The sequence below is a fragment of the Alphaproteobacteria bacterium genome, from assembly GCA_016870095.1.
Classification (GTDB): Bacteria; Pseudomonadota; Alphaproteobacteria; order Paracaedibacterales; family VGCI01; genus VGCI01.
In genome coordinates this window covers 17,545-29,199 of sequence record VGCI01000011.1, presented here as the reverse complement: position 1 = coordinate 29,199, position 11,655 = coordinate 17,545, and the positions used below count along the sequence as shown (strand labels likewise).

Here is an 11,655-nt window from a genome sequence, read left to right as displayed (position 1 = left end):
CATGATTAGAAGCACTTATATCGCCAACTTTTCCAATGAATGCTTTTGCTTTGGCGCTGAGTTTACCTAAGGAGGTGAGAAAGTGGCTTACCCAAGTTGGGGTGAAAGATAACTTACATAACACCGGAAAGTTCTTGGGAAAGTGGTATAATGAACGATTTAACGATTCATTACGGGATGAATTATTGAATGGTGAGATATTCTATACCCTGAGAGAGGCTAAGATATTAATCGAAAACTGGCATTACCATTACAATGAGGTCAGGCCACATAAATCACTGAATTATAAACCACCTGCCCCAAAGTGATCACTTCAGTCTCAAAAGACCAGAATTTATTCAATGGTTCTGGCCAGTTGCAAAGTACTATAAGCTCACTCCGTTAACAGGAAAGACTAATTTAAAAAATGGACCACTTGCTGGGGGCTTGACAGAAGCCTGCACATTATAAACGGAGGTTTTATAAAAAGAGGATAGTTCAGGGGGCTTTGAGGAAAAATGATTGAGAAAATTTTCATCTAAACCTCTTTCAGTTTCACATCTAAAAATGGAAGGAAATTGTATTCTAGATATTTATGCATTCCCTGTGGAATTTCGCCTAATGCCGACAATTTGCCGACAATTTGTTTGGGACTGAAAAAGTTATTTCCATGAAATCCGCTGTTTGATTGGTGGGCGCTGCAGGATTCGAACCTGCGACCCGCTGATTAAGAGTCAGCTGCTCTACCAACTGAGCTAAGCGCCCCCCCTTGTGAAATAGCAGAAACGAAACGCCTTTGTCGACAAAAAAAGACCCCTCTTTCAAGTTTTTACACGAACTCTATCAAAGGTAGGTATCTGAAGCCTAAAAACAAAAACAAAAAAAGGGGAATGTCCAAATTTTTTTAATCTATCATCTGGGTATGAAAACCCTTTTCTCGCAAGGCTTCAATAATAATTTTGGCATGTTCCTGGTCACGAGTTTCAACAACGGCATCCAGTTCTGCCATCTTGACAGTTATGTGGTTAAAGAGGCGCTGATGACTGATCTCAAAAATATTACTTCCCGTATCGCCAATAATTTTGGATATCTGGCCCAATACTCCCGGCGCGTCATTAATATCAATTTTTAGGCGTACAAGATTGCCATGACGCACAAGCCCCCGAAGAAGCAGAGACGATAGGATGCGAGAATCAATATTGCCCCCGCAAATTACAATACCAACTTTCTTGCCCGCAAAAGTGGGAGCATAGGCCATTAACGCGGCAACACCTGCAGCACCCGCTCCTTCCACAGTAAGTTTGGAATGGATTAAAAGATCTTCAATAGCCGCCTCAATTTGGTCTTCGGTGACAATCAAAATATCGGATAAATATTTCTTTAAAATCTCTCGGGTGATGATCCCGGGAGATTTCACAGCGATGCCTTCCGCAAGGGGAGAGGAAAAAAGCTCTAGAGCTGGAAACTTACGAGTGGGATAGAGGATTTGTGCCATCGCGGGACAATAGGCAGATTGCACGCCAATAATCTCAATTTTTGGATTCAAAGTTTTAGCGGCTATGGCCATCCCAGACGCCAATCCCCCTCCCCCTATCGGAATAACCAAGACATCTAAATTTGGAACTTCAGCCAACATTTCGAGGGCAACCGTCCCTTGTCCTATAATAATATCCGGATCATCATAAGGGTGAATCAGGGTGAGCCCTTCTCGTTTGGCAAGATCGGCTGCAAAAGTTCCAGCCGCGGTTAAATTTTCACCCTCAAGTATAAGGGTGCACCCCAGACTTCTGGTGCTTTCAACTTTAGCAAAAGGTGTACTTTTAGGCATGACAATCGTGGCCGCTATCCCCATAGATCGAGCAAAATATGCCACACCTTGAGCGTGGTTCCCTGCTGACATGGCAATCACCCCTTTTTGCCTTTGATCAGCTGAAAGTTGCGATAATTTGATAAATGCCCCTCGCACTTTAAAAGAAGACAGGAATTGCAAATTCTCTAACTTTAAGAACACACTCGCGCCTGTCTTCTCACTCAACCATGGCGAAAAGAGAGTCGGCGTCAATAAAACCACATCCTTTAAAGCTTTTGCAGCTTGCTGAATATGGGACAGGGTAATTTCTGTGGCCATTATTAAAGGGCTTTGAGAAGACGATCAGCGCTGCTTTTATCACATATGCCAGTACTATCTTCAATATTAAGTACCGTTACAACACCATCTTTCACAAGCATGCTATAGCGTTTCGATCGCAAGCCCAATCCGGCTCCTGACCCGTCAAATTCAAGCCCAACGGCCTTGGTAAACTGACCATCCCAATCTGCCAATAAGGCCATATCTGGATGTGAATTTGTTGAATCACCCCAAGCTTTCATAACAAAGGGATCATTGACAGAAAGACAGACAACCTCGATACCTTTCGATTTAAACTGATCCATAACTTTATTAAATCCCGGCAAGTGAATTGTCGAGCAAACAGGCGTAAAGGCCCCTGGAACAGCGAATATTGCAATGGTTTTCCCTTTGCATAAGTTTTCCATATTAACATCTTGGAAACCATCACTTGTGACTTGTTTTATTGTTGAATTGGGAATAGGATTACCGACTTTAATGGTCATGAAAGAAACTCCTCATTAGTATTTTATCAAGTTTAGCATATCCTCCTTGAGCTACGAAGGAAAGGGCCACGTTAATCGTATGGAAAGGAATTGGGGGGTAAACTATAAAGAAGGTAGACTAACAGAAAGACAATCGATCGTGGCAACAGAGCAGGCCCCCTATTTCTTAAAAGACAACTACGATTTAACGGGCAAGCTATTGATTGCTATGCCTTTCTTGCCAGATCCACGCTTTTCTCATGCCGTGATTTACATTTGTGGACATGATGCTCAAGGGGCTATGGGGCTTATTGTTAATAAAGGCCTGCCTGCGGTCACCTTTGAAGAATTGCTGACTCAAATGGAAGTCAAAATCACAGAAATAAATAATTCTGTTCCCATTCATTATGGCGGTCCTGTAGAAGTGGGTCGAGGATTTGTCCTCCATACCAGTGATTATGTTAGTGAATCAACCGTTCTCATTGAAAATGGCTTTGCAATGACAGCAACGTTAGATATTTTACGCGCCATGGCCATAAATGAGGGTCCCCGACAAACCCTTCTCGCTTTAGGTTACGTGGGGTGGAGTTCAGGACAACTGGAACATGAAATTCAAGAAAATGGCTGGTTAACAATCGATGCAACTGCAAGCCTCATATTTGATACCGATCTTGACAATAAATGGCGTCAAGCCTTGGCAAGTTTAGGTATTGATCCCGCAGGTTTATCTTTCGAGATTGGTCACGCCTAACCCCCTATTCCCCCCTTGACCACGATTTTATTTTATATAAGATCGAGGAAATAAGGAGAAGCGCCATAACACCTCATAATTATTTTGATCTAGACGTCCAACTGGAGTCATCCACCATTCTTGTGCAGAATCTCCCCCTCTGTCAGGTTCGATTAAAAGATGATTGTCGATTTCCCTGGATTGTTCTCATACCACGTCGTTCAAATCTGGTAGAAATATTTGACCTAACCCCAGAAGATCAGAGTTTATTGTGGGGTGAAATTGTGCAAGTGAGTGAACACATGAAGCAACATCTTCATGCCCATAAAATAAATATAGAAATCTTAGGAAATCGGGTTCGTCAACTTCACATTCACATTATTGCCCGATATGAAAATGATGATGCCTGGCCCAACTCTGTTTTAAATTATGGAACGCCAGAACCCTATCTCGAACACAAAATGATCCAACGAATTCAAGACCTTACTTGTGATTAACTCATATTATTTTGTTAATTATATTTACTTACAAAATGGAAACAAGAAAGTCGTTATTAATATATATGAGCTGTAAAAAAAAGCTAAACAACTTAAAACTGAAAAAATAACCGCAAAATGCATCCAACATTCGTACGGTTTATTTGTATTATTTTGCTTATTTAAAAGAATAGTTCTATATAAAAAATAGGCGCAAAAATTACTCATAAACGCTAGAAATAAACCAATTATGTAATTGATTATAGGCCAAAAAACTATGTAATAGCATTTCTCAAAAATTTTAATATTACTTAGAATTGCAACTATTGCCCCACCGTTTGAAAGATATAGAAACTTTAAACCCAAAAGAGAGAAATCATTAGTTGCTAACAACCATTCTTTATTATCAATACTCATTTCAATTCCTATACAAAGTGATAAAAATTATTATAAAGTAATAAAATTAATAATTTGTATATGAGGAATTATTAAAGAAGTTTTGGGAAAACAGAAGTTCTAATTATTCTCTAATAGATCGAATGACGCTTTGATTAGGCTTTTGGTATAGGGGCTGGTGGGCTTTGTGAAAAGTTTTTCGGTTTCTTGAAGTTCGACAACTTGTCCCGCTTTCATCACGAGGATGCGATGGCTCATTGCCCGCACAACCTTCAGATCATGACTTATAAATAAATACGCCAATTGATAGCGCTTTTGTAAATCCCGAAGAAGCGCGATAATTTCGGCTTGAATAGATCGGTCAAGCGCAGAGGTGGGTTCATCCAAAATAAGTAGTTTTGGTTTTAAAATAAGGGCACGTGCAATGGCAATACGCTGACGCTGACCTCCTGAAAATTCATGGGGATATCGATGGCTTGCCTCTGGCGACAATCCAACTTCTTGAAGAATAGATTGAACTTGATTTTCAATTTCCAATTTTCCAATTTGCTTTTGATGAATCTCTAATCCTTCCGCAACAATTTGACCAACAGATAATCGCGGATTCAAAGAACTGAAGGGGTCTTGAAAAATAATCTGCATTTGGGGTCGCATCGGTCGAACAGCGGCTCTTGATAAATGCTGCAACTCCACCCCACAAAAATTAATTTGCCCTTGGCTTTCGGTTAATCGCAAAATTGCATAGGCGAGCGTGCTTTTGCCAGATCCACTTTCCCCCACAATACCCACCGTCTCGCCAGCAACAAGAGACAAAGAAACATTCTCTACAGCTTTGACATCGCCAGTGCCACGGGTCATCCACGATTTTTTTTGCCCCCTAAACGTCACCTTAATATCTTTGACTTCAAGAATGTTGGCAGCTTTACGGGAGATAGCTGACGGGTGTCCTTTCGGTTCAGAGTCGATTAAATGCTTTGTATAAGAATGTTGAGGATTTTTTAAAACTTTTGACGTTTGGCCTTGTTCAACAATATGACCATTTCTCATAACAGCAATGGTCTGGGCCATCTTAGCAACCATTCCCAAATCATGGCTAATGAGTAATAACCCCATCTGGAATCGTTTTTGTAAATCACTGATCAATTCAAGAATACTTGCTTGAATCGTAACGTCCAAAGCTGTGGTTGGCTCATCTGCAATCAATAGTTTTGGTTCGCAAGCTAATGCCATAGCAATCATAACACGTTGGCGCTGACCCCCTGATAACTGATGGGGATATGCATTCAAACGACTTATTCCATCTGCAAAACCAACCAAATTCATCAATTCCACAACACGCTCTTTAGCTTGCAATTTGCTCATCCCTTTATGAATTAAAAGAGGTTCCGCAATTTGCTTTTCAATGGTATGTAAAGGATTTAAGGCTGTCATCGGCTCTTGAAATATCATCCCAATTTCATGACCACGTATTTTTCTTAAAGTATTTTCTGGCGTATTGAGAAGCTCTTGCCCTTCGAAAAGAATCGAGCCTGTTGGATGAAACGCCATTGGATAAGGAAGGAGGCCTAAAATGGATAAGGCACTCACCGACTTACCGGATCCACTCTCCCCTACCAAAGCGAGGGTTTCTCCTTGACTCAGCGAAAAGGATACATTATTGACCGCTTTTGTAGTCACATTATTCGGGCTACGAAAATGGACGGATAGATCTTTCACTTGCAACAATGTCATCGAGCCATCACCTTACGGGGGTCAAAAGCGTCTCGGATTGCCTCTCCAATAAAAATGAGTAAGCTTAATAAAATAGCCAGCGAGAAAAAACCTGTTAACCCTAACCACGGGGACTGAACATGGTTTTTTCCTTGAGTTAAAAGCTCGCCTAACGATGCCGAACCTGGTGGTAAACCAAACCCCAAGAAATCCAAAGTTGTGAGTGTCGTGATAGATCCATTCAAAATAAAGGGCAAATACGTCAACGTTGCAACCATGGCATTGGGTAACATATGTCGCCACATAATACGCCAAGTCGGAACTCCCAGAGCTTCGGCAGCCCGAACATAATCAAGAGATCTTGTGCGGAAAAATTCCGCTCGAACCACTGCAACCAAACTCATCCAACTGAAAAGCAGCATAATTCCCAAAAGCAACCAAAAATTTGGCTCAATAATGCTCGACAAAATAATCAATAAATACAAAATGGGCAGACCACTCCAGATTTCTATAACGCGCTGGAAAATGAGATCGAGCCGCCCGCCAAAATATCCTTGTACTGCACCCGCTATCACACCAATTATGGAGGAAAAAAAAGTCAAAATAAGGCCAAAGAAAATGGAAACACGAAAGCCGTAAATCAAGCGGGCTAAGACATCGCGCCCTTGGTCATCTGTTCCCAGCCAATTCTCGCGTGACGGAGGGGAGGGAGCGGGTTCTTCTAAATTAAAATTTACCGTGCTTATATAGAAAGGCACGGGAGGAAAGAGCATCCAACCCTTCTTTTCAATTAGTTTTTTAACGTAACTATCGCGATAATTTGTTGCCGTTTGAAATTTTCCGCCCCACTGAGTTTCCGGATAAGTCTGCAGAATAGGCATATACAATTTGCCTTCATACGACACCAATAAAGGTTTGTCGTTAGCAAGAAATTCGGCAAACAATATGACAAAAAACAAAACCCCAAAAATCCACAATGACCAATACCCCCTGCGGTTCGCCTTAAATTGGGCAATTCGTCGATGCGTCAGAGGGGAGAATGTCATGCTCGACTCGCTGCTAAGTCTATGCGTCGATCCACCAGCATATATGCTAAATCTCCCAACAAGTGGAAAACCATTCCCACAAGGGTAAACATATATAGAGTTCCAAACATAACTGGATAATCTCGATTCGTTGCAGATTCAAAACCTAACAATCCCATTCCGTCTAGGGAGAATAAAACTTCAATAACAAGGTTAGAAGTAAATAGAATGCCAACGAAAGCCGTAGGGAAACCAGCAATAACAATCAACATGGCGTTGCGAAAAATATGCCCATACAATACACGACGCTCACTCAATCCCTTAGCACGCGCAGTTATGACATATTGTTTATTGATTTCTTCTAGAAATGAATTTTTTGTTAAAAGAGTCAACTTCGCAAAGCCCCCGATGACCATAGCCAAAACGGGGAGTGTTAAATGCCAAAAATAATCGCCCATTTTACCAAGGAAATTTAGCTCTGCCCAGTTATCAGACATAAGCCCCCGGAGCGGAAAAATACTCCAAAAGCTGCCACCGGCAAATAATAGGATAAGAAATAAGGCAAATAAGAACGACGGCACTGCATATCCAACCACGATAATCCCACTTGTCCAAACATCAAATTTTGATCCATCTCGCACGGCTTTCACAACCCCTAAAGGAATGGAAATAAGATAGACAAGGAGAGTCGTCCACAACCCCAAAGAAAGCGAAACGGGAAATTTTTCCCCAATTAACGAAATAACACTTTGGTCTCGAAAATAACTTCGTCCAAAGTCGAAAGTCAGATAATTTTTTATCATATGAAAAAAACGTAAATGTGCGGGTTTGTCAAAGCCAAATTGAACTTCCAGCTCTTTAATAAAGGCGGGATCAATACCTTGAGCGCCGCGATAGCTGCTTTCACTGCTTCCGCCCCCCATGGGGTGCGTCTGTGTCTCAGCTTGCCCGCCGCCTAAGCGCATATCCACATCAGAGGCTTGACCTCGAATTTTAGCCAAAACCTGCTCCACGGGACCGCCGGGAGCCGCTTGCACGATGATGAAATTAACCAGCATGATCCCAAACAGCGTGGGAATGATGAGCAACAAACGATGTAAGATGTACTTTAGCATTAGTTCTATTAAATACCAATTTCTGGGCTCGTTAGCCACAAAAAAACTAAAAACAGAGAAGATTAAAAAACTTAGAGGCAAGTTTGGCCCCAAAATGCCCCATGTCCATTCTTTATGAAAAATATGTGTCCGCATAAAGGTTTCAATAATAATTGAATTATGATTTTTTAATAAGATAAATATTAAAATTTTTAAATTTTTAATTTATTAAATTTATAATTTATATATATGACATTTTTTTATTTGTTATTAACCAAAATAATCAATGAATGATTCTAAATAACTGAATTTCATGCCCTTATAAATATACATAAATTTTTCACTTGTTTATTGTGTGAAAATTCTTTAAACATACCCATGATGTATTGCGGGCTTAAGGTTATTATTAATTTTATAAAATAAATTTTTTGTAATTGAACTAAATATTATTAAGGATTTTTTGATGAAAACGAAGTCTTTTTCTCTCATATTATTACTTACTGTTATGAATAATGTATACGCCACAGATCAATTTTCAGCAAAAAAAGAAGATGTTATTCCCGTATTATTACCCGTCAAGGATGAACCGGATCCATTAACAAAATTAAGGTTATACGTCACAGCAACAACGACAACATTGTTAAATAAAAATCAAGAATTAAAAGACCAACTGCAAAATCTTTCCCTTACCCCTTATAAAGGTACACCCGTAATTCTTAACTCTTTTCAGACGAAAACAGCCTTAACAATAGGAACTGATTCTATAACCGAAATTTTCGCAAGTCTAAAGAATGATGTATTTACTATCCTGTCTAGCATCTTAGCTGAAAATGCGGCATTAGAAGCTGAGCTTGCTCAAGCGACCTCTAAAAAAGAAACTCCCTTGCCAGATGTGCAAAATAGTCCTGCATTTATCTCCGTCTCCACAGTCTCTCCAACCCTAAATCTTCCCGGATTATATGAATTGGTACCATGGAAAGATTTAAAATCAACGACCATGCAGTTTGCGCAGGATCTGTTGTTCGAAAATAGGGAACTGAGAAAACAGTTTAATGGCAGACCGATTCCCGCTTCTCATACCGCACATAGCTTCTTTTCTTTTGCCTCTCATGATAGTATTGAGATCAGCGGGAGTCTTTATGTAAGCAAAATATTTTCCACATTAAAGAAAAATGTACTTGGATTTCTTTCTGGTTTAATTGATGAAAATAAAGAATTAAAATACCACCTAGCTAATGCGGATAATACCACCGAACCACTTCAAAATGAAAAAGATATAGAACAAGCTAAACTTATAGACACACCAGTTGATTCTGAAACAACGACTTTGCCGGCTCCAAAAGAACAAGTAGAAGAAAAAGATGAGGTGATAGCCGCCACGACCGTTAGTTCGGCAACTCCTCCGAAATTTGCTAAGCTGCAACGCAGCACACGATCATCAAGCCAACGACTTGTCTCTACAGGAAATGCCAGATTCGACAATTTTGTGAAATCGCTGATTTGGCAAGGAAAAGATCTGGATACTCTAGAACCTCATATCAAGGCTAAGTTAACGGAAATCACAGGACCTCAATTTACAATTACTGCTTTAGAAGAATCCCTTATAAAACAGTTAAATGAAGCCCCAACACTTGAACAGGCCTCAAGTCTCCTTCGCAGTCAAACGAATTCACCCGCAGTTTTAAGATCAACAACTCACAGTCGAAGAGAATTAATGGAAAGACATGACAGCAATTTAGCCCAGCAGAGGCTTGATACCGCAGCACACGAGAAAGCTCAATCTGTCGCCAAATATACACGACGCTTCTTAATGGAAGGAAAAATAATACCCGGGTGGGGGGATAAATTAAACAAAGACGATAGAGAGGCTTTAGAATCTGAAATTAGACAAATTGTTGTCGATTGTTATGACGGCGTGATTCCAAATTTTTGTGGAAAAATGGAAGGCCCCCTAGAAGATTTCATTCTCTTAGCAACAACGCAAACATCATGGGAAAAATTTCGAGCTGCAATGGTTAAAGCCAGAACAAACATACAATGGGAAAAAGCTCAACAGAGAAATGAACGCCGCGAAGCGAACGCGCCTCTGATCGAATCTAAAACTATAAATATTGACCATCATATGATGTTTTCGACCACGAACACATCGGTTATGGAAAACATTCATCTGCCCGAAACAGTTAAGAAAATGAAATTACATAAACCCGAACATGTAGAAGTTAGAGAAAAATTTGAGCTCCTGATCAGCACACCAACGGCAACGGGATTTGTGTGTGTACCCCTTGCAGATCAAGATCATTATATGCATCTCACGATGAAAGCTTTTTGGCTCCGAAAGTCTCCTTTAAACTCTTTAACAGATCAATATGATCCTATAATCTTGACTGCAAACCATGTTGCGAAAGGAATTATTGAGGAATTTGTTAGGCTCACACAAGGAGAATATGTATTATGGTTGCTCAGAATAAGTGGGGAGCGGTATTTCTTTGCAATACCCAGGAATCCTCGTCTTACTGTCATAAGTTTAACCCTCCCTAAGGGCGACCAAAGACTCAACGGATATATTCTACAGCGTATTGAATCCGCCCAAAAATTTACAACAGAAATGGTCTGCTAAAACAAATAGCGAATTCCAAGAGAAACCATGGGTACATTCTTCAAGGATTTATTTTTATTGATCAAATTCATTGTGTGAACTTTGGCAGTCTCCAAAACGGTAGCATTGTTCTGACCCGTTCCCGTTAAATTCACACGGGAAACAACCTTTCCTTGAAACCAAAGTCCAGCATCAGCACTTATACTAATACCTGAGTTACCCAGAGATCCGGTATCATATCCAATTCCAAGATAGGGAGCTAAAGCTCGTCGATATTTATATTTTGCTGAAATGGTCCCATATATATTTGCGGGTTGCCCAAGAAGCGTACCGACAATTGCTTGAGATAGGTGAATGCGATCAAAGTTATAGCTAAGACCACCCGACAACCGCAACCCATTTTTCCACAAATGCCAATCGATCATGAGACCAACTTTCTGAGGCTTGATTCGTACACGATCATAACGTTGACCATCTCTAGTGTAGGTACGATTATAATGACCAATTTGACCCAGGAGACGAAGCTTAAAGGTATCATTAAATTCGTAACCCAATTCAAGAATTCCAGAACGTACGTATGCGCCCCGTATTCCCAAAAACCACCCCTTATGACCTGCTATAGGAGACCTTGTTGCTTCTTTTGACGTTGCCACCGTTTTTTCGGAGACCCTTAAACCCTCCTGATTATTTTTTGCAACCAACTCACTCTTTTTTTTGTTATCAACAGATTTCAGCGTTTTATCTTGTTGACCTTTAGGAGATGAAATTTTGGACTTTTCTTTCCCTTTAGCTTTCTCAAGAAGCGCTTTTTCATCTATCCCTTTTGCAATGGGTGCTTTCTCGCCAGGAACAATATTTGATCCCTCCTTTAGCTTTTCATTGGTTATAGGAATTGATTTTTCCAATGGTTTTGTAATTTTCTCTTGAGGAACAACTGAGGCAAGTGTTTTCGCCTCTGTGGTATTACTCCCCAAAACTTCTGTTGTAAGAGACATATTTAAAAGAAGGCATAGGACAGATACAGTTAATTTGGTTGGCAATCTCATGAGGTTAATCT

The 11,655-nt window shown here is 40.2% G+C and carries 10 protein-coding genes and 1 tRNA gene; 4 read left to right on the top strand and 7 right to left on the bottom strand.

Annotated features, from left to right (window positions below):
• Positions 1 to 35 precede the first annotated feature (35 nt).
• A complete protein-coding gene (locus tag FJX03_07885; GenBank protein MBM3633599.1) occupies positions 36 to 308 on the top strand; it encodes a transposase in 273 nt (90 codons plus the stop codon).
• Between the two features lie 360 nt (positions 309 to 668).
• On the opposite strand, the gene FJX03_07880 is transcribed toward FJX03_07885, so the two are convergent.
• The 3 genes from FJX03_07880 to FJX03_07870 all read right to left on the bottom strand — a co-directional run bounded on the left by FJX03_07880 (position 669) and on the right by FJX03_07870 (position 2,592).
• Positions 669 to 744 (bottom strand) — tRNA-Lys (locus FJX03_07880).
• A 139-nt stretch (positions 745 to 883) separates the two neighbouring features.
• Positions 884 to 2,107, bottom strand: coding sequence for a threonine ammonia-lyase (locus FJX03_07875; GenBank protein MBM3633598.1), 1,224 nt, complete (start codon positions 2,105 to 2,107; stop codon positions 884 to 886).
• A 2-nt stretch (positions 2,108 to 2,109) separates the two neighbouring features.
• Positions 2,110 to 2,592: a peroxiredoxin gene (locus FJX03_07870; protein ID MBM3633597.1), complete on the bottom strand. Its 483-nt coding sequence runs from the start codon at positions 2,590 to 2,592 to the stop codon at positions 2,110 to 2,112.
• Between the two features lie 79 nt (positions 2,593 to 2,671).
• Here FJX03_07870 and FJX03_07865 point away from each other — a divergent pair, with 79 nt between their 5' ends.
• Together FJX03_07865 and FJX03_07860 are read left to right on the top strand one after the other, a co-directional pair.
• On the top strand, positions 2,672 to 3,322 hold the full coding sequence (locus FJX03_07865; GenBank protein MBM3633596.1) for a YqgE/AlgH family protein: 651 nt from the start codon (positions 2,672 to 2,674) through the stop codon (positions 3,320 to 3,322).
• Positions 3,298 to 3,798 (top strand): HIT domain-containing protein, encoded by a 501-nt coding sequence (locus tag FJX03_07860; protein ID MBM3633595.1) that lies wholly within the window; start codon positions 3,298 to 3,300, stop codon positions 3,796 to 3,798. The genes FJX03_07865 and FJX03_07860 overlap by 25 nt, the downstream gene beginning before the upstream one ends.
• A 495-nt stretch (positions 3,799 to 4,293) precedes the next feature.
• Here FJX03_07860 and FJX03_07855 read toward each other — a convergent pair whose 3' ends face one another.
• The 3 genes from FJX03_07855 to yejB are packed head-to-tail and all read right to left on the bottom strand — an operon-like array spanning position 4,294 to position 8,023.
• Positions 4,294 to 5,904, bottom strand: coding sequence for an ABC transporter ATP-binding protein (locus tag FJX03_07855; protein ID MBM3633594.1), 1,611 nt, complete (start codon positions 5,902 to 5,904; stop codon positions 4,294 to 4,296).
• Positions 5,901 to 6,929 carry an ABC transporter permease gene (locus FJX03_07850; GenBank protein ID MBM3633593.1) on the bottom strand — a complete coding sequence of 343 codons (1,029 nt, stop codon included), beginning with the start codon at positions 6,927 to 6,929 and terminating at the stop codon, positions 5,901 to 5,903. Before FJX03_07850 ends, FJX03_07855 begins: the two co-directional genes overlap by 4 nt.
• Entirely contained in the window at positions 6,926 to 8,023 is a 1,098-nt protein-coding gene (gene yejB / locus FJX03_07845; GenBank protein ID MBM3633592.1) for a microcin C ABC transporter permease YejB, read from the bottom strand. The genes FJX03_07850 and yejB overlap by 4 nt, the downstream gene beginning before the upstream one ends.
• A 442-nt stretch (positions 8,024 to 8,465) precedes the next feature.
• On the opposite strand from yejB, the gene FJX03_07840 reads away from it, so the two are divergent.
• A complete protein-coding gene (locus tag FJX03_07840) occupies positions 8,466 to 10,619 on the top strand; it encodes a hypothetical protein (protein MBM3633591.1) in 2,154 nt (717 codons plus the stop codon).
• Here FJX03_07840 and FJX03_07835 read toward each other — a convergent pair.
• Positions 10,616 to 11,644 carry a hypothetical protein gene (locus FJX03_07835; protein MBM3633590.1) on the bottom strand — a complete coding sequence of 343 codons (1,029 nt, stop codon included), beginning with the start codon at positions 11,642 to 11,644 and terminating at the stop codon, positions 10,616 to 10,618. The two genes, FJX03_07840 and FJX03_07835, sit on opposite strands and share 4 nt — an antisense overlap.
• Positions 11,645 to 11,655 lie beyond the last annotated feature (11 nt).

Coding starts and splice junctions, on each gene's coding strand:
- FJX03_07885 (MBM3633599.1), top strand. CDS start 36: ATGAATGCTTTTGCTTTGGCGCTGAGTTTACCTAAGGAGGTGAGAAAG.
- FJX03_07875 (MBM3633598.1), bottom strand. CDS start 2,107: ATGGCCACAGAAATTACCCTGTCCCATATTCAGCAAGCTGCAAAAGCT.
- FJX03_07870 (MBM3633597.1), bottom strand. CDS start 2,592: ATGACCATTAAAGTCGGTAATCCTATTCCCAATTCAACAATAAAACAA.
- FJX03_07865 (MBM3633596.1), top strand. CDS start 2,672: ATGGAAAGGAATTGGGGGGTAAACTATAAAGAAGGTAGACTAACAGAA.
- FJX03_07855 (MBM3633594.1), bottom strand. CDS start 5,904: ATGACATTGTTGCAAGTGAAAGATCTATCCGTCCATTTTCGTAGCCCG.
- FJX03_07850 (MBM3633593.1), bottom strand. CDS start 6,929: ATGACATTCTCCCCTCTGACGCATCGACGAATTGCCCAATTTAAGGCG.
- yejB (MBM3633592.1), bottom strand. CDS start 8,023: ATGCTAAAGTACATCTTACATCGTTTGTTGCTCATCATTCCCACGCTG.
- FJX03_07840 (MBM3633591.1), top strand. CDS start 8,466: ATGAAAACGAAGTCTTTTTCTCTCATATTATTACTTACTGTTATGAAT.
- FJX03_07835 (MBM3633590.1), bottom strand. CDS start 11,644: ATGAGATTGCCAACCAAATTAACTGTATCTGTCCTATGCCTTCTTTTA.